The 20091-nt window shown below is 44.7% G+C and carries 18 protein-coding genes, 5 tRNA genes and 1 pseudogene; 22 read left to right on the forward strand and 2 right to left on the reverse strand.

Annotated elements, in window-relative coordinates; genetic code table 11:
- Positions 1–127: 127 nt before the first annotated feature.
- The gene (locus B5F71_RS13795) at positions 128–559 is read left to right on the forward strand and encodes a hypothetical protein (RefSeq protein WP_241148611.1); all 432 of its coding nucleotides are present in this window, start codon (positions 128–130) and stop codon (positions 557–559) included.
- 66 nt (positions 560–625) lie between these two features.
- On the opposite strand, the gene B5F71_RS13800 is transcribed toward B5F71_RS13795, so the two are convergent.
- The gene (locus B5F71_RS13800) at positions 626–1138 is read right to left on the reverse strand and encodes a gamma carbonic anhydrase family protein (RefSeq protein ID WP_022040137.1); all 513 of its coding nucleotides are present in this window, start codon (positions 1136–1138) and stop codon (positions 626–628) included.
- Positions 1139–1383: 245 nt separating this feature from the next.
- On the reverse strand, positions 1384–3168 hold the full coding sequence (locus tag B5F71_RS13805; protein ID WP_087211331.1) for an aminopeptidase P family protein: 1785 nt from the start codon (positions 3166–3168) through the stop codon (positions 1384–1386).
- Positions 3169–3327: 159 nt separating this feature from the next.
- Here B5F71_RS13805 and rpsU point away from each other — a divergent pair, with 159 nt between their 5' ends.
- From rpsU to B5F71_RS13910, 21 genes and pseudogenes are all read left to right on the forward strand, one after another.
- Positions 3328–3519 carry a 30S ribosomal protein S21 gene (gene rpsU / locus B5F71_RS13810; protein ID WP_087211334.1) on the forward strand — a complete coding sequence of 64 codons (192 nt, stop codon included), beginning with the start codon at positions 3328–3330 and terminating at the stop codon, positions 3517–3519.
- 74 nt (positions 3520–3593) lie between these two features.
- On the forward strand, positions 3594–4472 hold the full coding sequence (locus tag B5F71_RS13815) for a tyrosine-type recombinase/integrase (RefSeq protein ID WP_087211336.1): 879 nt from the start codon (positions 3594–3596) through the stop codon (positions 4470–4472).
- 16 nt (positions 4473–4488) lie between these two features.
- Positions 4489–4788, forward strand: coding sequence for a ribosome-associated translation inhibitor RaiA (raiA, locus tag B5F71_RS13820; RefSeq protein ID WP_087211356.1), 300 nt, complete (start codon positions 4489–4491; stop codon positions 4786–4788).
- A 97-nt stretch (positions 4789–4885) separates the two neighbouring features.
- Positions 4886–4959: transfer RNA gene (locus tag B5F71_RS13825), tRNA-Thr, on the forward strand.
- 16 nt (positions 4960–4975) lie between these two features.
- Positions 4976–5058: transfer RNA gene (locus tag B5F71_RS13830), tRNA-Tyr, on the forward strand.
- A gap of 8 nt (positions 5059–5066) precedes the next feature.
- A tRNA-Gly gene (locus B5F71_RS13835) sits at positions 5067–5139 on the forward strand.
- A 16-nt stretch (positions 5140–5155) separates the two neighbouring features.
- A tRNA-Thr gene (locus B5F71_RS13840) sits at positions 5156–5227 on the forward strand.
- Positions 5228–5274: 47 nt separating this feature from the next.
- A complete protein-coding gene (gene tuf, locus B5F71_RS13845) occupies positions 5275–6468 on the forward strand; it encodes an elongation factor Tu (RefSeq protein ID WP_087211339.1) in 1194 nt (397 codons plus the stop codon).
- A 61-nt stretch (positions 6469–6529) separates the two neighbouring features.
- A tRNA-Trp gene (locus B5F71_RS13850) sits at positions 6530–6602 on the forward strand.
- 15 nt (positions 6603–6617) lie between these two features.
- The gene (gene secE / locus B5F71_RS13855; protein ID WP_022040815.1) at positions 6618–6812 is read left to right on the forward strand and encodes a preprotein translocase subunit SecE; all 195 of its coding nucleotides are present in this window, start codon (positions 6618–6620) and stop codon (positions 6810–6812) included.
- Between the two features lie 16 nt (positions 6813–6828).
- Positions 6829–7371 (forward strand): transcription termination/antitermination protein NusG, encoded by a 543-nt coding sequence (gene nusG, locus B5F71_RS13860; RefSeq protein WP_022040816.1) that lies wholly within the window; start codon positions 6829–6831, stop codon positions 7369–7371.
- Positions 7372–7430: 59 nt separating this feature from the next.
- A complete protein-coding gene (gene rplK / locus B5F71_RS13865) occupies positions 7431–7871 on the forward strand; it encodes a 50S ribosomal protein L11 (protein ID WP_022040817.1) in 441 nt (146 codons plus the stop codon).
- A 20-nt stretch (positions 7872–7891) separates the two neighbouring features.
- On the forward strand, positions 7892–8593 hold the full coding sequence (rplA, locus tag B5F71_RS13870; protein WP_087211342.1) for a 50S ribosomal protein L1: 702 nt from the start codon (positions 7892–7894) through the stop codon (positions 8591–8593).
- A 14-nt stretch (positions 8594–8607) separates the two neighbouring features.
- Positions 8608–9126: a 50S ribosomal protein L10 gene (gene rplJ, locus B5F71_RS13875; RefSeq protein WP_022040819.1), complete on the forward strand. Its 519-nt coding sequence runs from the start codon at positions 8608–8610 to the stop codon at positions 9124–9126.
- Between the two features lie 49 nt (positions 9127–9175).
- Positions 9176–9553, forward strand: a complete 378-nt coding sequence (rplL, locus tag B5F71_RS13880) for a 50S ribosomal protein L7/L12 (RefSeq protein WP_022040820.1) — start codon at positions 9176–9178, stop codon at positions 9551–9553.
- 111 nt (positions 9554–9664) lie between these two features.
- Positions 9665–13477, forward strand: coding sequence for a DNA-directed RNA polymerase subunit beta (gene rpoB, locus B5F71_RS13885; protein WP_022040821.1), 3813 nt, complete (start codon positions 9665–9667; stop codon positions 13475–13477).
- 25 nt (positions 13478–13502) lie between these two features.
- The gene (gene rpoC / locus B5F71_RS13890; RefSeq protein WP_087211345.1) at positions 13503–17789 is read left to right on the forward strand and encodes a DNA-directed RNA polymerase subunit beta'; all 4287 of its coding nucleotides are present in this window, start codon (positions 13503–13505) and stop codon (positions 17787–17789) included.
- A 436-nt stretch (positions 17790–18225) separates the two neighbouring features.
- The gene (locus B5F71_RS13895; protein WP_158098098.1) at positions 18226–18783 is read left to right on the forward strand and encodes a carboxypeptidase-like regulatory domain-containing protein; all 558 of its coding nucleotides are present in this window, start codon (positions 18226–18228) and stop codon (positions 18781–18783) included.
- The gene (locus B5F71_RS13900; RefSeq protein ID WP_022040824.1) at positions 18738–19031 is read left to right on the forward strand and encodes a hypothetical protein; all 294 of its coding nucleotides are present in this window, start codon (positions 18738–18740) and stop codon (positions 19029–19031) included. The genes B5F71_RS13895 and B5F71_RS13900 overlap by 46 nt, the downstream gene beginning before the upstream one ends.
- Positions 19032–19049: 18 nt before the next feature.
- Entirely contained in the window at positions 19050–19418 is a 369-nt protein-coding gene (locus B5F71_RS13905; RefSeq protein ID WP_022040825.1) for a TonB-dependent receptor, read from the forward strand.
- A gap of 54 nt (positions 19419–19472) precedes the next feature.
- Positions 19473–19840: pseudogene (locus B5F71_RS13910) on the forward strand (outer membrane beta-barrel protein).
- Positions 19841–20091 lie beyond the last annotated feature (251 nt).

Here is a 20091-nt window from a genome sequence, read left to right on the forward strand (position 1 = left end):
AGGAAGAAAATTAATGCCAGACCGAGAGAAAAACTCAATTTCTTGACTCCGGCTGAGGTCTTTTTCAAAAATATTTCGTAATGTTGCACTCGCTGGTTGACTCTGCCCGATAGCTTCGCTTTGCGATGTGTTTTACATTGGTGGTACAAAGGTGGGTGCTTTGTTTGGCGAGGCTTTGGTGATGCCTCGTCCGGGTGCTATCCGCCAGTTGTCTTCCATTATCAAGCAAAGAGGGGTATTGTTGGCAAAAGGGCGTTTACTCGGACTTCAGTTTGATACACTCTTTACCGACGGATTATACGAACGGATTGCCCGCAATGCCATTGTGATGGCGGACAAGATTGTATCGGCACTGAAGGAACGGGGATACCGGTTTCTGATTACTCCGCAGACCAACCAACTCTTCGTGGTATTGGAGAACGAACAATTGGCACGCCTTTCTGCCCAGGTCGGTATCGAGGTCTGGGAAAAAGTAGACGATACGCATACCGCGGTGCGCATAGCTACCAGCTGGGCGACACGAGAAGAAAACGTGGATGCATTGATTGGGAAGCTTTGAGGAATTAAGAATGAGGAATGAAGAATTCCATGCGGGCGCAGCGATTCTTCATTCCTCATTCTTCATTTATTTGTACCACGAGGCATACATCAGGTATCCGTTAGCTATCTTTTGGTTTAATTCCTTGCTTTGTGCAGGATTTACTTTCTTGATGAACTTTGCCGGAACGCCTCCCCAAAGGGTGTATGGTTCGATTATCGTGTTCGAAAGTACCAGAGCGCCGGCGGCTACGATGGCACCTTCGCCCACTATGGCATGGTCGAGCAGGGTGGCGCCCATACCGATGAGTGCTTTGTTGTGGATACATGCCCCGTGCAGGGTGACGTTATGTCCGATAGAAACATCATCGCCGATTTCTACGGTCGATTTCTCGTAAAGTGTGTGCAGGACGCTTCCGTCCTGAATGTTTACCCGGTTTCCGATGCGGATGCTATTGACATCTCCTCGCAGGACGGTATTGAACCAGATGCTGCAATCGTCTCCCATCACTACATCACCGATAATCGTGGCATTGTCGGCAAGGAAACAGTTGCTTCCCATTTTGGGAGTGAATCCTCTTACTGATTTGATTAAAGCCATATTTTCTTAAGTTTGAATGTTGCGATAAAAGGTTGTTTGCGGTTCTTCAGCCTTTTGCTCCGGCGGATGCACTTCGGCCTATATGCGATAAGATTAATAATCTTCAAGCCGTAAGATTATTAATCTTGCACGCGGAAGATTATTAATCTTGTCGGCGGTGCACTTATTTGCCTTGGCGGATGCACATATCTGCACCGCTTGGTGCAAATATGTGCATATGGTTCTGAAGATAATATCTGTATGCTTCAGGCGAGGGGAGAGGTGGCATTTTCCAGCCATGCAGCCTCTTCGGGTGCCAGCAGCGGTGCAAGTTCTTGATATACTTTCTGATGATAGGCATTTAGCCATGTTTTCTCCTCGGCTGTCATCATTTCGGGGCGGATGGGCTCTTTGTCTATCGGGCAGAGTGTCAATGGTTCGAACTTATAGAATTTACCGAACTCTGTAGTCTGGCTGGGGATGATGAGCATGGTGTTTTCGGTGCGCACACCGTACCGTCCAGACTTGTAAATGCCCGGTTCGTTGGTGAGGGTCATGCCGGGTTGGAGTAGGGCAGGGACGTGGTTCATTCGGATTTGATGAGGGCCTTCGTGAACGTTGAGGAAGTGTCCTACTCCGTGTCCGGTACCGTGTCCGTAATTGATACCTGCTTTCCACATAAACTGGCGGGCGAGTACATCGAGTTGTGTGCCACATGTGCCTTGTGGAAATTCGGCTTGCGACAAGGCGATGAAACCTTTCAACACCAGGGTGTAATCGATGCGTTGTGCATCGGATACCGGTCCGAGGGCAATGGTGCGGGTTATGTCGGTTGTGCCGTCGGTATATTGTGCACCGCTATCCAAGAGCAGCAAGCCTTCAGGCTTCAGTGTAGATGCTGTTTCGGGGGTGGCTTCGTAATGGACAATGGCTCCATGTTCCTGGTAGCCAGCGATGGTATCGAAGCTGATGCCTTGGAACAGGTCTTGCTTCGAGCGGAATTCGTATAGTTTCTTATCAATACTGATTTCGGTTTCCGCTCCACTCTTTACGGCTTCCTTCAGCCACATCAGGAAGCGTACCATTGCTACTCCGTCGCGTTTCATTGCCTGATGGAAGCCCTCTATCTCGGTTTCGTTCTTGATGGCCTTCAACATACAGACGGGTGATGGACGGCTGATGACGGATGCAGCCGATTGTGCCGTACGGTATAGTGCGTAATTGGTTTCGGGCGAAAGCTGGATGCTCTTGCCGGTGAAATGCCGCAGGTCGTTTTCTATTTCTCCGTAATCTTTTGCCTGTACACCGTTTTCGGTGAGATAAGCGGTCAGTTCGGGGGTAAGTTTTTCACTCATTATATATAAGGTGGCATCTTGGCGGGTGATGAGCAGGTAGCTGATGAATACCGGATTGCAATGTACGTCATTTCCCCGCAGATTGAGTGTCCAGGCTATTTCGTCAAGAGCGGACAGGAGGATTCCGTCGGCCGGAGTTGCATCAATGCAGGCACGTATGGTTCTTAGCTTGTCGGATGCAGACGTTCCGGCATAAGTGAGTGGCAGAATAGAAAGGGGATTGCCGGGCAGGGCAGGGCGGTTTTTCCAAATGAGTCGGAACGGGTCATCGGTTGCTACCAGTTCCAGTCCATGTGTATCCAGTGCAGTGCGTAAGTCTTCTGTTTCTCCATAGCTGTTTACCCATCCGTCGATACCCACCTTGTCGTGCGGGTTCAGTACACTTCCCAGCCAGTCGGGGATAGATGGAGTTTCGGGCAGACGGTCTTTGAATAAAATGATGCCCGAGCCTTTCAACTGTTCTTCAGCCTGGAGAAAGTAACGCGAGTCGGTCCAGAGTCCTCCTTTATTATATAAGGTGATGACAGCGGTTCCTGCCGAACCTGTGAATCCGGAAATCCACTTGCGTGCCTCCCAGTATTGAGGCACGTATTCGCCCGCATGCGGGTCGGTGCTTGGGATGATGAATGCAGAAAGTCCTCTTTCTTGCATGAAAGCGCGTAAAGACGCTATTCGTTCGGTGATTCTTGTTTCCATACAGTAGCTTTCGTTTTAACGGTTAACAAAGTTACGATTTCTGTGGAATATACAATAAAATATGGTGGAAAGTTTTGTAAATAAAGAAAGTATGTGTAATTTTGCGCCGCGAATTGACTACGCAACATTTAATAACAATATAATCTTAATTTTAAAAACATGATTGTAGTACCAGTAAAAGAAGGCGAAAACATTGAAAAAGCGCTGAAGAAATTTAAAAGAAAATTTGAGAAAACAGGTGTTGTAAAAGAATTGAGACGCAGACAGCAGTACGACAAACCGTCTGTATTGAAGAGATTGAAGATGGAACGTGCTATTTACGTTCAAAAAATGCATCAGACAGAAGAATAATTCCGCAAAAATCTTTGAATAATTGAATTCTTTTTCATAAATTCGTTGCTGAGAACAAGAAAGGCGATATTTTTATGTTGAAGGAATCTTTTCTGAGGTATCTCCAGTTCGAGAAAAACTATTCTGACAAGACCATTGTCAGCTATGGTACAGACCTCTCGGAGTTTGAAGCATACTTCAAAGCGGTGGATGAGGCTTTGGATTTTACGGCTGTCGATTCGGACATTATCCGTGGATGGATGGTTTCATTGATGGATGAGGGGTATTCGGCATCGTCGGTAAACCGGAAGCTGAGTGCGCTGCGGTCGTTTTATCGCTATCTGTTGCGGGAGAATGTGGTTTCGGCAGATCCGATCCGGAAGGTTCAGGGGCCGAAAAAGAAGAAACCGCTTCCCGTATTTGTAAAAGAAGCTGATATGGACAGGTTGCTGGATGAGGAACCGGGTGACGATTTCGAGAGTGTCCGCAACAAGACGGTTATCGCAGTCTTTTATGAAACGGGTATCCGCGAGGCGGAGCTGATAGGTCTGAAAGACGGGGATGTGGATTTGTCTGCATGCCAGATAAAAGTGACAGGAAAGAGGAATAAGCAGCGTATTATCCCGTTCGGGGAAGGTTTGAAAGAAAGGCTGCTCCGTTATCTTTCGGCAAGAGAAGAATATTGGCACGGGGAATGTGAGGCGTTTTTCGTCCGTAAGGAAGGGAAAGCATTATATCCCAGTCTTGTTTATTTGTTGGTGAAACGCGATTTGTCGAAGGTCGTGACGTTGAAGAAAAGAAGCCCGCATGTGCTGAGGCATTCATTTGCGACGGCTATGCTGAATAATGAGGCAGGGCTGGAGTCGGTGAAGGAGCTTTTGGGACATGAGAGCCTGACCACTACCGAGGTCTATACGCATACGACTTTTGAAGAATTAAAAAAAGTTTATGAACAAGCTCATCCAAGAGCGTAAAAAAAAGGAGGTTTTTATGGAAGTAAGAATTCAATCCATTCATTTCGATGCATCTGAGAGACTGGAAGCTTTTATTCAGAAGAAAGCAGAGAAACTTGAAAGATTTTGCGATAATATAAAGAAAGTAGAGGTGTCTTTGAAGGTGGTAAAGCCGGAGACAGCTATGAATAAGGAAGCTGGCGTGCGCGTATTGGCGCTGAATACCGAGTTTTACGCAGAAAAAGTAAGTGATACATTTGAAGAATCGATAGACGTATGCATGGATGCATTGTCTAAGCAATTGCTGAAAGTAAAAGAAAAACAGCAAGGGAAATAAAAAAATCACGCTAAAAGTTTTGTGATTCAAAAAATATATCTAACTTTGCAGCCGCTAAGCCACGATAGATAGCCGCGTGGCTGCAAAGTTTAATCTTGCCTCTTTAGCTCAGTTGGCCAGAGCACGTGATTTGTAATCTCGGGGTCGTTGGTTCGAATCCGACAAGAGGCTCAGAAGAAAGAAAGTTGGGCAAATACCAGAGTGGCCAAATGGGGCAGACTGTAAATCTGCTGGCTTACGCCTTCGGTGGTTCGAATCCATCTTTGCCCACTGATTTTGCGGAAGTAGCTCAGTCGATAGAGCATTAGCCTTCCAAGCTGAGGGTCGCGGGTTTGAGTCCCGTCTTCCGCTCTTCTTTTCTTCTTTTGCTGTTATAGCTCAGCGGTAGAGCACTTCCTTGGTAAGGAAGAGGTCCCGGGTTCAAGTCCCGGTAACAGCTCGCGAATATGTAAAGCTGATTATTAATCAAAATAAATAAGTAAAGCTATGGCTAAAGAGAAATTTGAACGCACCAAACCCCATGTGAACATTGGTACGATTGGTCACGTAGACCACGGAAAAACAACTTTGACTGCTGCTATTACTAAGGTATTGGCAGAAAGAGGTTTCACTAAAGCTGACGAAATCAAGTCTTTCGATCAGATTGATAACGCTCCGGAAGAAAAGGAACGTGGTATTACTATCAATACTTCTCACGTAGAATATGAAACTGCAAATCGTCACTATGCACACGTAGACTGTCCGGGACACGCCGACTATGTGAAGAACATGGTAACTGGTGCTGCTCAGATGGATGGTGCGATCATCGTAGTTGCTGCAACTGATGGTCCGATGCCTCAGACTCGTGAACACATCCTGTTGGCTCGTCAGGTAAACGTTCCGCGTTTGGTTGTATTCTTGAACAAATGCGATATGGTTGATGACGAAGAAATGTTGGAACTGGTAGAAATGGAAATGCGCGAACTGCTGTCATTCTATGACTACGACGGTGACAATACTCCTATCATCCGTGGTTCTGCACTGGGTGCATTGAACGGCGTGAAGGAATGGGAAGACAAGGTTATCGAACTGATGGAAGCTGTTGACAACTGGATTCCTCTGCCTCCGCGTGATGTTGATAAACCGTTCTTGATGCCGGTTGAAGACGTATTCTCAATCACAGGTCGTGGTACTGTAGCTACCGGACGTATTGAAGCTGGTCGCGTAAAAGTAGGTGACGAAGTTGAAATCTTGGGTCTGGGTGAAGATAAGAAATCAGTTGTAACTGGTGTTGAAATGTTCCGCAAGATCTTGGATGAAGGCGAAGCTGGTGATAACGTAGGTCTGTTGCTCCGTGGTATCGACAAGAACGAAATCAAACGTGGTATGATTTTGTGTCACCCGGGTCAGGTTAAGGCTCACTCTAAGTTCAAAGCTGAGGTTTATATCCTGAAGAAAGAAGAAGGTGGTCGTCACACTCCGTTCCACAATCACTATCGTCCTCAGTTCTATCTGCGTACTATGGACTGTACAGGTGAAATTACTTTGCCGGAAGGAACAGACATGGTAATGCCGGGTGATAACGTAACTATCACTGTAGAATTGATTTACCCGGTTGCATTGAACGTAGGTTTGCGTTTCGCTATCCGTGAAGGTGGACGTACAGTAGGTGCAGGTCAGATTACTGAAATTCTTGACTAATTAAAGGAAATCATTGAATTAAGATAGATAGTTCCCGGATTCATTTTCGGGAACTATTTTTACGGGAATAGCTCAGTTGGTAGAGCATCGGTCTCCAAAACCGAGTGTCGGGAGTTCGAGTCTCTCTTCCCGTGCTAAATTTGAAAACTATGTTTAAAAAGATAACGAATTATTGTAAAGAATCTTACGACGAACTAGTCCATAAAGTATCTTGGCCTACTCGTAAAGAACTTTCTAGTAGTGCAGTAGTTGTTTTATATGCTTCCCTGCTTATTGCACTCGTTGTTTTTCTTATGGATTCTGCCTTCCAGTTCATTATGGAAGATGTTATCTATCCGCACTAATTAACAGTTGAAGAAAATGTCTGAGGTTGAAAAGAAATGGTACGTACTTCGTGCCGTGAGTGGTAAGGAAACCAAGGTGAAAGAGTATATCGAAGCAGAAATGCGGAATACGAACCTTGGCGAATACGTATCTCAGGTATTGATTCCTACGGAGAAAGTCTATCAGGTTCGCAATGGTAAGAAAATTGTGAAAGAGCGGACTTATCTTCCCGGTTATGTCTTGATAGAAGCTGCGTTGGTTGGTGAAGTGGCTCATCATTTGAGAAACATTACCAATGTAATCGGTTTCTTAGGAGGACTGGATCATCCGGTACCATTAAGACAATCGGAAGTAAATCGGATACTGGGTACGGTGGATGAACTGCAGGAGGCAAGTGAGGACACAAACATTCCTTATGTTGTAGGAGAAACAGTAAAGGTTTCTGTCGGACCGTTCAGCGGATTCAGTGGTGTCATTGAAGAAGTGAGTACGGAAAAGCGGAAATTGAAAGTGATGGTCAAAATATTCGGGCGGAAGACTCCGCTTGAGTTGGGCTTTACGGATGTGGAAAAGGAATAAGACATCTTGTTACGTGTCGTTATTCTATTCGTTAATCATTTATATTAAAAACTAAGAAAATGGCTAAAGAAGTTGCTGGACTAATCAAATTACAGATTAAAGGAGGCGCTGCAAATCCATCACCTCCCGTTGGACCTGCCTTGGGTTCGAAGGGTATCAACATTATGGAGTTTTGCAAGCAATTCAACGCCAGGACCCAGGACAAGGCAGGTAAGGTATTGCCTGTTATTATTACCTACTACACAGACAAGTCTTTTGACTTCGTAATCAAAACTCCTCCTGTGGCTATTCAGCTGCTTGAGGCTGCGAAGATTAAGAGTGGTTCTGCTGAGCCGAATCGTAAGAAAGTCGCTGAATTGACTTGGGATCAGATTCGTACAATTGCTCAGGATAAGTTGGTTGACTTGAACTGCTTTACTATTGAGGCTGCCATGACTATGGTAGCAGGAACAGCTAGAAGTATGGGTATCGCTGTAAAAGGTGACTTCCCGGGTAAATAACAAATAAACTTCAATTAATAATGGGTAAACTGACAAAAAATCAAAAGTTGGCTGCAGAAAAAATTGAAGCAGGGAAAGCATACTCACTGAAAGAAGCTTCGGAACTGGTAAAAGAAATTACTTTCACCAAATTTGATTCTTCAGTTGATATCGACGTACGTTTAGGTGTGGATCCTCGTAAAGCTAACCAGATGGTAAGAGGTGTTGTATCTTTGCCTCATGGGACAGGTAAACAGGTTCGTGTGCTTGTATTGTGTACGCCGGATGCTGAAGCTGCTGCTAAAGAAGCTGGCGCTGACTATGTTGGTCTTGATGAATATATTGAAAAGATCAAAGGTGGATGGACAGATGTTGATGTAATCATCACAATGCCTTCTATCATGGGTAAGATCGGTGCTCTCGGTCGTGTACTTGGTCCTCGTGGATTGATGCCGAATCCGAAGAGCGGAACTGTGACTATGGATGTAGCTAAGGCTGTTAAGGAGGTTAAGCAAGGTAAGATTGACTTTAAGGTAGACAAGAGCGGTATCGTTCATACTTCTATCGGCAAGATTTCTTTCACTTCTGACCAAATCCGTGAAAATGCGAAAGAATTTATCGCTACTATCATCAAATTGAAACCGGCAGCAGCTAAGGGTACTTATATCAAGAGTATTTATCTTTCAAGTACTATGAGTAAGGGTATTAAAATCGACCCGAAATCAGTAGATGAAATACAATAAACTAAGGAGGAGTCATGAGAAAGGAAGATAAAGGCGTAATTATAGGTCAATTAGCTGATACCGTAAAGCAATATGGACATTTCTACCTGGTAGATACTACAGCTATGGATGCTGCTGCTACCAGTGATTTGCGTAGAAAGTGCTATAAGGCCGGTATTAAGATGGTTGTTGTGAAGAATTCTTTGCTTCACAAGGCTTTGCTGAGCATGGAAGATGTTGATTATTCACCGTTATTCGATTCTTTGAAGGGTACTACGGCAGTCATGTTTACTGAGGTTGCCAATGTCCCGGCAAAATTGTTGAAAGAATACAAAGACGGTGTTCCTTCATTGAAAGCTGCATATGCAGAAGAAGGTTTCTATGTAGGAGCAGAACAACTCGATGCTTTGGCAACTATCAAGAGCAAGAACGAAGTCATTGCAGATATTATTGCTTTGTTGCAATCGCCTGCGAAGAATGTTATTTCTGCTCTTCAATCAGGTGGAAACACCATTCACGGCGTTCTTCAGACGCTTGCAGAACGTCCCGAATAACAACTTTAATATTTTTCAATTAGTAACAAACAATTAAATTCATACAAAAATGGCAGATTTGAAAGCTTTTGCAGAACAATTAGTTAACTTGACAGTAAAAGAAGTTAATGAACTTGCAACTATCCTTAAAGAAGAATATGGTATTGAACCTGCTGCAGCTGCTGTAGCTGTTGCTGCTGGTCCTGCTGCTGGTGCTGCTGCTGCAGCTGAAGAAAAAACTTCATTCGATGTAGTTTTGAAGAGCGCAGGTGCTGCTAAATTGCAGGTAGTTAAAGCAGTGAAAGAAGCTTGTGGCCTGGGTCTGAAAGAAGCAAAAGACTTGGTTGACGGAGCTCCTAGCACTGTAAAAGAAGGTTTGGCTAAAGACGAAGCTGAATCATTGAAGAAAACTTTGGAAGCTGCTGGAGCTGAAGTTGAACTCAAATAATATTTGCCTGTTTAACAGGTATTTCGGTTAAGAATCCTCATAGGAGGATTCTTAACCTTTTTGCGTCTACACAGGTTTTACTCCTGAAATTAATAAATTAACTCCATACAGATGTCTTCTAATACAAATAACCAACGAATTAATTTTGCTTCAATCAAGAATCCGATGAAGTATCCGGATTTCTTGGAAGTTCAGTTGAAGTCATTTCAAGACTTTTTGCAGTTGAATACACCGCCCGAGAAACGCAAGAACGACGGCTTGTATAAAGTTTTTGCTGAAAATTTCCCCATTGCGGATACGCGTAACAATTTCGTATTAGAGTTTCTCGATTATTATATCGACCCGCCTCACTATTCGATTGATGAATGTTTGGAGCGTGGGCTGACTTATAGTGTTCCTTTGAAGGCGAAGTTGAAGCTCTATTGTACCGATCCCGATCATGAAGACTTTGACACCGTTATTCAGGATGTGTATTTAGGTCCTATTCCCTATATGACTCCTAAAGGGACTTTTGTTATCAATGGAGCTGAACGTGTGGTTGTTTCTCAGTTGCATCGTTCTCCAGGTGTGTTCTTCGGTCAAAGTATCCATGCCAACGGGACTAAACTTTATTCTGCCCGTATTATTCCATTTAAAGGTTCATGGATTGAATTTGCAACAGACATTAATAATGTCATGTATGCTTACATCGACCGTAAAAAGAAATTACCAGTTACCACGCTGTTGCGCGCTGTTGGATTTGAGAATGACAAAGACATTCTTGAAATATTTAATCTCGCCGAAGACATAAAGGTGAACAAGGCCAATCTGAAGAAAATAATCGGACGTAAGTTGGCAGCGCGTGTATTGAAGACATGGACGGAAGACTTTGTAGATGAAGACACTGGTGAAGTAGTTTCTATTGAACGTAACGAAGTCGTTATCGACCGTGAAACGATTATTGAACCTGAGCATATTGATTTGATATTGGAATCGGGTGTTCAGAATATTCTGATTCATAACGAGGAAGCGAATGCTTCTGATTATTCCATCATCTTCAATACATTGCAGAAGGACCCGAGTAATTCGGAAAAGGAAGCGGTGTTGTATATTTATCGTCAGTTGCGTAATGCTGACCCTGCGGATGATGCGAGTGCACGTGAAGTAATCAATAATTTGTTCTTCTCGGAAAAGCGTTATGATTTAGGTGAAGTCGGCCGTTACCGAATCAACAAGAAGTTGAATTTGGATACGCCGATGGATGTCAAGGTTTTGACAAAACAAGATATTATCGAGATTATCAAGTATTTGATAGAATTGATTAACTCGAAAGCTGATGTGGATGATATCGACCATTTAAGTAACCGTCGTGTACGTACGGTAGGCGAACAATTGTCCAATCAGTTTGCCATCGGTTTGGCTCGTATGTCTCGTACGATTCGTGAACGTATGAATGTGCGCGATAATGAAGTGTTTACTCCGATAGACTTGATCAATGCGAAGACAATTTCGTCTGTAATCAATTCGTTCTTTGGTACGAATGCATTGTCACAGTTTATGGATCAGACCAACCCGCTGGCTGAAATTACTCATAAGCGTCGTCTGTCGGCATTAGGTCCTGGTGGTTTGTCGCGCGACCGTGCCGGATTTGAAGTGCGTGACGTACATTATACTCATTATGGTCGTTTGTGTCCTATTGAGACTCCTGAAGGACCGAATATCGGTTTGATTTCTTCTCTTTGTGTATATGCGAAGATTAACGACCTTGGATTTATTGTAACTCCGTATCGCAAGGTAGCTGATAGCAAAGTAGACCTTTCACCGGAAGGTATCGAATATTTGTCTGCCGAAGAAGAAGAAGATAAGATTATCGCACAGGGTAATGCGCCGTTGAATGATGACGGAACATTTATCCGTGATAAGGTAAAAGCGCGTCGGGATGCAGATTATCCGGTGGTAACTCCCGATCAGGTGGAATTGATGGACGTTTCTCCACAGCAGATTGCCTCTATTGCTGCTTCGTTGATTCCTTTCTTGGAACACGATGACGCAAACCGTGCATTGATGGGATCGAACATGATGCGCCAGGCTGTGCCTTTGTTGCGTACAGAGGCTCCGATTGTAGGTACAGGTATCGAAAAGCAGCTGTGCGAAGATTCTCGTACACAGATTGCGGCTGAAGGAGATGGAGTCATTGAGTTTGTAGATGCTACTACTATTCGTGTATTATATGACCGTACCGAGGATGAAGAATTTGTAAGCTTCGAACCGGCATTGAAAGAATATCGTATTCCGAAATTCCGTAAGACCAACCAAAGCATGACTATTGACTTGCGTCCGATATGTAGCAAAGGACAGCGTGTGAAGAAAGGCGATATCTTAACGGAAGGATATTCTACGGCAAATGGCGAGTTGGCTTTAGGCAAGAACTTGCTGGTGGCTTATATGCCGTGGAAGGGATACAACTATGAGGATGCTATCGTATTGAATGAACGCATGGTGCGCGAAGATATTCTTACTTCTGTGCATGTGGATGAATATATCCTGGAAGTGCGTGAAACAAAACGAGGCATGGAGGAACTGACTTCGGATATTCCGAACGTAAGTGAGGAAGCTACTAAAGACTTGGATGAAAATGGTATCGTACGTATCGGTGCCCGTATTGAACCGGGTGATATCCTGATTGGTAAGATTACTCCGAAAGGTGAATCGGATCCGTCGCCGGAAGAAAAACTGTTGCGTGCTATTTTCGGTGATAAGGCCGGTGATGTGAAAGATGCTTCACTGAAAGCTTCTCCTTCATTGCGTGGAGTAGTCATTGACAAGAAATTGTATTCTCGTGTTATTAAGACTCGTAGTGAGAAGAATGCTGACAAGCAGATTCTTCCAAAATTGAATGAAGAGTTTGAAGAAAAGGCTGCAGCTCTGAAAGAAATTCTTATAGAGAAGCTGTTGGTATTGACAGACGAGAAAGTTTCACAGGGTGTGAAAGACTATTTGGGTACAGAAGTAATTGCCAAAGGTGCGAAGTTTACCAAGCATGATTTGGAATCTTTGGACTATACGGTTGTCCAGTTAAGCAAGTGGACGGCAGATGCTCATAAGAACGATATGATTCGCGATTTGGTAATGAATTATCTGAAGAAATATAAAGAACTTGATGCCGAGTTGAAGCGTAAGAAGTTTGCTTTGACTATCGGTGATGAACTTCCTTCGGGTATTATCCAAATGGCAAAAGTATATATTGCAAAGAAACGTAAGATTGGTGTGGGTGATAAGATGGCAGGTCGTCACGGTAACAAAGGTATTGTATCGCGTGTAGTCCGTCAGGAAGATATGCCGTTCCTGGCAGATGGTACGCCGGTAGATATCGTATTGAACCCGTTGGGTGTGCCTTCTCGTATGAACATCGGTCAGATTTTCGAAGCTGTACTGGGACGTGCCGGTAAAGAGTTGGGCGTGAAGTTCGCTACTCCTATCTTTGACGGCGCGACATTGGACGATTTGGATAAATGGACGGATAAGGCAGGCCTGCCGCGTTATTGCAAGACATATTTGTATGATGGTGGTACAGGAGAACAGTTCGACCAGCCTGCTACAGTCGGTGTGACATATATGTTGAAATTAGGTCACATGGTAGAAGACAAGATGCATGCGCGTTCTATCGGTCCGTACTCTTTGATTACTCAACAGCCGCTTGGTGGTAAAGCACAGTTTGGTGGTCAGCGTTTCGGAGAAATGGAGGTTTGGGCAATTGAGGCATTCGGTGCGGCTCATGTCCTTCAGGAGATTCTGACCATTAAGTCGGATGATGTAGTAGGACGTTCGAAAGCATATGAAGCAATCGTAAAAGGCGAGCCGATGCCTACTCCGGGTATCCCTGAGTCTTTGAATGTGTTGTTGCATGAGCTGAGAGGTCTTTGCTTGAGTATTACATTGGAATAATAGTTAATTTTGAAATTAAGAAAGTATGGCTTTTAGAAAAGATACTAAGGTAAAAAGTAATTTCTCCAAAATTACGATTGGACTGGCATCACCCGAAGAAATCTTGGAAAATTCGTACGGTGAAGTGCTTAAGCCCGAAACTATCAATTACCGTACTTATAAGCCGGAACGTGACGGTTTGTTTTGCGAACGTATTTTCGGTCCGGTAAAAGACTACGAATGCCATTGCGGTAAATACAAACGTATCCGTTATAAAGGAATCGTGTGCGACCGATGCGGTGTGGAGGTGACAGAAAAGAAAGTGCGCCGTGAACGTAGCGGGCACATACAGCTGGTAGTTCCTGTAGCGCATATCTGGTATTTCCGTTCTTTGCCCAATAAGATAGGTTATTTGTTAGGTTTGCCTACCAAAAAACTGGATGCTGTAATTTATTACGAACGTTATATCGTTATTCAGCCGGGTGTAAAAGCTGAAGACGGTGTTAATCAATATGATTTGTTGTCTGAAGAAGAATATCTTGACATCATGGATACGCTTCCGAAGGACAACCAATACCTGGAAGATACCGATCCGAACAAGTTCATCGCCAAGATGGGTGCGGAAGCAATCTATGATTTGCTGATTCGTTTGGATTTGGATGCGCTTTCATACGAGTTGCGTCATAAAGCCAACAATGACTCTTCACAACAGCGCAAGAATGAAGCGTTGAAGCGTTTGCAGGTAGTTGAGTCTTTCCGTGCTTCTCGTGGACGCAATAAGCCGGAATGGATGATTGTGCGTATTGTGCCGGTTATCCCGCCCGAACTTCGTCCGTTGGTTCCGCTGGATGGTGGACGTTTTGCAACTTCCGATTTGAACGATTTGTATCGTCGTGTGATTATCCGTAACAACCGTTTGAAACGATTGATTGAAATCAAGGCGCCTGAAGTGATTTTGCGTAATGAGAAACGTATGTTACAGGAGGCGGTCGACTCGTTGTTTGATAATTCACGTAAATCAAGTGCGGTGAAAACCGATTCGAACCGTCCGTTGAAATCTTTGTCTGATAGCTTGAAAGGTAAGCAAGGACGTTTCCGTCAGAACTTGTTGGGTAAACGTGTCGATTATTCAGCACGTTCGGTTATTGTTGTAGGACCGGAGTTGAAAATGGGTGAATGCGGTATTCCCAAGTTGATGGCTGCCGAATTGTACAAGCCGTTTATTATCCGTAAGTTGATTGAACGTGGTATAGTCAAGACCGTGAAATCGGCAAAGAAGATTGTCGACCGTAAGGAAGCGGTGATTTGGGATATCCTTGAGCATGTAATGAAAGGTCATCCGGTACTATTGAACCGTGCACCGACATTGCACCGTCTGGGTATTCAGGCATTCCAGCCGAAGATGATTGAAGGTAAGGCTATTCAGTTGCATCCATTGGCTTGTACGGCATTCAATGCTGACTTTGACGGTGACCAGATGGCTGTTCATTTGCCTTTAAGTAACGAAGCTGTATTGGAAGCCCAACTATTGATGCTTCAATCGCATAATATCTTGAATCCTGCCAATGGGGCGCCTATTACCGTGCCTGCACAGGATATGGTATTGGGACTCTATTATATTACTAAACTCCGTAAGGGAGCTAAAGGTGAAGGATTGATTTTCTACGGTCCGGAAGAAGCGATGATTGCTTATAATGAAGGAAAGGTAGACATTCATGCTATCATCAGTGTGGTGGCAAACGACCTTGACGAGAATGGCAACATTGTTAAGAAGATGATTAAGGAAACTTCTGTCGGCCGTGTCATTGTCAATGAGTTGGTTCCGGACGAATGCGGTTATCTGAATACCATTATTTCGAAAAAATCCTTGCGCGACATCATCAGCGATGTTATCAAGAAGGTCGGTGTGGCACGTGCCTGTGACTTCCTGGATGGCATCAAGAACCTGGGTTACCAGAAAGCATTTGAGGGAGGTTTGTCGTTTAACTTGGGCGATATCATCATTCCGAAGGAAAAAGAAGAACTTGTAAAACGCGGTAATGAAGAAATTGAACAAATCACGATGAACTATAATATGGGTTTCATTACCGATAACGAGCGTTATAATCAGGTTATCGATACATGGACTCACGTAAATAGTGATTTATCAGATATCTTGTATAAGACCATTAAGAACGATGACCAAGGTTTCAACTCTGTATTTATGATGTTGGATTCCGGTGCCCGTGGTTCTAAGGAACAGATCCGTCAGTTGTCTGGTATGCGTGGTTTGATGGCGAAGCCGCAGAAGGCAGGTGCCGAAGGCGCACAGATTATCGAAAACCCGATTCTTTCGAACTTTAAGGAAGGTCTTTCGGTGTTGGAATACTTTATTTCTACCCACGGTGCCCGTAAAGGTCTTGCCGATACAGCCTTGAAGACAGCCGATGCCGGATATTTGACCCGTCGTTTGGTTGACGTGTCACACGATGTGATTATCAATGAAGAAGACTGCGGTACCTTGCGTGGTCTGGTTTGTACGGCATTGAAGAACAACGATGAAGTTATCGCTACGCTGTACGAACGCATCTTGGGACGTGTGTCTGTACACGATGTGATTCATCCTACTACCGGAAAGCTGATTGTAGCTTCGGGCGAAGAGATTACCGAAAGTATTGCCGAGGAAATCGAAAACTCTCCGATAGAAAGCGTGGAAATCCGTTCGGTATTGACGTGCGAATCGAAGAAAGGTGTTTGTGCAAAATGTTACGGACGTAATTTGGCTACCAGCCGTATGGTACAGAAAGGTGAAGCAGTGGGTGTCATTGCAGCACAGTCTATTGGTGAACCGGGTACTCAGTTGACTTTGCGTACCTTCCATGCCGGAGGTATCGCAGGCAATATGGCAGCAAATGCAAGTATTGTAGCAAAGAATGACGCACGTCTGGAATTTGAAGAATTGCGTACTGTAGATGCAGTAGAAGAAACTGGCGAACCTGTGAAGATTGTTGTAGGTCGGTTGGCCGAAGTCCGGTTTATCGATGTTAATACAGGCATTGTCTTGTCTACCCACAATGTACCTTACGGTTCTAAGTTGTATGCTTCGGATGGCGAAGTGGTAGAAAAGGGCAAGCTGATTGCGAAGTGGGACCCGTTCAACGCTGTAATCGTAACCGAGGTTTCAGGTAAGATTGCTTTCGAGTCGGTTATCGAAAACGTGACTTATAAAGTGGAATCCGATGAAGCTACCGGTTTGCGTGAAATCATCATTACTGAATCGAAAGATAAAAACAAGATACCTTCGTTGCATATTACCGATGAGAATGGCAACGAAATCCGTACTTATAACTTGCCGGTAGGTGGTCACGTGGTTGTAGAAGACAAACAGACCGTGAAGGCAGGTGATATCTTGGTGAAGATTCCGCGTGCCGTAGGTAAGGCGGGTGATATCACCGGTGGTTTGCCTCGTGTGACTGAGTTGTTCGAAGCACGTAACCCGTCCAATCCTGCCGTAGTATCCGAAATCGACGGTGAGGTGACGATGGGTAAGATTAAACGTGGTAACCGTGAAATTATTGTGACTTCGAAGACGGGTGATGTAAAGAAGTACCTTGTTGCATTGTCTAAGCAGATTCTGGTACAGGAAAATGACTATGTACGTGCTGGTACACCGTTGTCCGATGGTGCCATTACGCCTGCCGACATCTTGGCTATCAAGGGACCTACGGCTGTACAGGAATACATCGTTAATGAAATCCAGGATGTGTACCGTCTGCAGGGTGTGAAGATTAACGACAAGCACTTTGAGATTATCGTACGCCAGATGATGCGTAAGGTACAGATTGACGAGCCGGGCGATACTCGCTTCTTGGAACAACAGGTGGTAGACCGTCTGGAGTTCAATGAAGAAAACGACCGTATCTGGGGCAAGAAAGTTGTGGTTGACGCAGGTGATTCGCAGAATCTCCAGCCGGGGCAGATTGTTACGGCACGTAAGTTACGTGACGAGAACAGTATGCTGAAACGCCGTGACTTGAAATTGGTAGAGGTACGTGATGCTATTCCTGCGACTTCTACACAGATTCTGCAAGGTATTACCCGTGCCGCATTGCAGACTTCCAGCTTCATGTCGGCTGCATCCTTCCAGGAAACGACGAAGGTGCTCAACGAAGCTGCTATCAATGGTAAGGTAGACCGTCTGGAAGGTATGAAGGAAAATGTGATTTGCGGTCACTTGATTCCTGCAGGTACCGGACAGCGCGAGTTCGATAAGATTATTGTAGGTTCGAAAGAAGAATACGACCGTATCCTTGCCAACAAGAAAAATGTGCTCGACTATAACGAAGTAGAATAATCATTATCTCTTTGGTGTTTATCATAGAAAGCTCCCGCCCGTTAAGGGGTAGGGAGCTTTTTTGGTAGTACGCTCGGCATGAGTATTAGCTAACGGGTGCAAGTCCCCAATGAGCCCTAAAGAAAACTACTTCGTTTTCTTCCTACTTGATTCCATGCGAGTTGGGGATGAAGGATGCCGGAGATACCAAGTGGAGCAATTTATATGATTCGGCAAATAGTCAATGCAGGTACGCATACATATCGTTGCACAGCCTCGCGAAAGTATATGCGTGAAGCTGTGCATATACTTTCACAGGTAGGGCATACAGCGTTACAATTGCCCAGCGTTACAATTGTAACGGGGAAAAAGTTTTTGCTTCTACAAATTGTTTGGCAAAATGCAGAAGTTTTGTATTTTCGCACGCCAAATACAAGTAATTAAACGGAATAGCAATATGAAACGATTGCTTAGCTTGGTTGCGTTCTTCAGCCTTGTGCTATGCTGCTATGCGCAGTCCGTTCATTCGGGCAAGGTGATGGACGAGAAGGACCAATCTCTTTCGTATGCCAATGTAGTATTGTTATCCCTTCCTGATTCCGCTTTCGTGACGGGAACGGTAAGTGATGAAAGTGGAAGTTTTACTTTAAAGGCAAATCAAAACGACTTGTTGCTCCGTGTTTCCTCTATCGGTTATACTACCATATATAATAAGGTAGAGAAACCGGACTTGGGAACCATTCGATTGATGCCCGATGCCCAGCTATTAGGCGAAGTGGTGGTAAAGGGTGATTTGCCCAAAATACAGTTGAAAGGCGATGCACAGGTAACGAATGTGCAAAACACCATCTTGGAGAAGGCAGGCACAGGCAATGACTTGTTGAACAAACTTCCGGGAGTGTCGGCAGAAGAAGGTACGGTAAATGTCTTTGGAGCGGGTGAGCGGAAATCTATATCAACGGGCGCAAGATGCGCAATGCTTCGGAGCTGGACCAGCTTTCTTCGGATAATGTGAAGCGAGTGGAGGTGGTGCGCAATCCCGGTGCACGTTATGATGCGACGGTGAAAGCCGTGGTGCGTATCTATACCCGAAAATCGCAGGGCGAAGGATTCGGTTTCGATAACCGCTTTTCCACTTATTACAAGTATGGCTGGATGGTGCTCGACCAGTTCAATTTCAATTACCGTAAGGATAAGTTCGATTTAGGGGAATGCTGTATGGAGCGAATACGCGCGGAGGGGACGACAAGACGTGGTGACTGAGATCTTTCTTGATAAGGTGTGGAGGCAGTCGAACGCTTTGCGTCCCCGGGGCACGACCAGGATTTGATCGCCATGCTTTCGCTCAATTACCAGTTGGACGAAAATCATTCGCTGGGTATGTGTTACGAGTTCGACCGCAAACCCCGGTATATGTGGAACATTGATTCATACGCCGAGGTGACCCAAGATGAAGTACTTTATGAGGAGAATGTCAGCACAGGCTGGCAGAACCGTCCCGGAACCAGCCATTCGTTGAATGTTTACTATAACGGGCAGGTGGGCGACTGGAATATCGACTTCAATGCCGACGGGCTTTGGTCGTACCGGAAGATGTTGCAGGATATGAGCAAAAGATATACCTTGGCGGGTGAGGATGCACAGGAGTAGCGTGTCACCAGTTATAACAAGGACGAGAATACCCTTTATGCCGCCAAGCTGGTGGTGAGCCGTCCGTTGTGGCAGGGCAATCTTTCGTTTGGAGGTGAATATACTTATACCGACCGCATCAATAATTATGTCAATGAGCAAGGCATCCTCAACGATGACCATAGCAATATCCGCGAAGATGCCGTTTCGGCTTTCGTGGAATATGCCCGCCGTTTCGGTCAGGTGTACGTTATGAGCACTTGGTTTCTGATTACTACGAAAACGGTGTCCGTATCGATGAACAAAGCCGTACGTACGACAATGTGTTCCCTTCCTTTTCGCTTGCAATGCCTGTGGGAAAGGCGGAACTTTCGCTCAGCTATACTTCGAAGAGTAAGTACAAAGGTACAGGTGCCGGACAGGAGCAGCGGAGCCGGATGTGAGTTTAAGTTTTGAGTTTTTAAGTTTTTGAGTTCCTTTGATGTTTAACTCAAGAACTTACGAACTTAAAAACTCAAGAACTAAAAAACTTACAAACTAACCTACAGGCTGTTGATTTCCTCTTCGGACAATCCGCTGCATTCAGCAATTATGCTGATTGCAACTCCTTTAGCCTTCAGGCTTTGTACCATTTCAATTGCTTTTTTCTTTGCTCCTTTTTCAATACCGATTTTTTCTCCTTCTTTCAGTCCTT

The organism is Bacteroides sp. An269, assembly GCF_002159755.1.
In the GTDB taxonomy this organism is placed as follows: Bacteria; Bacteroidota; Bacteroidia; order Bacteroidales; family Bacteroidaceae; genus Phocaeicola; species Phocaeicola intestinalis.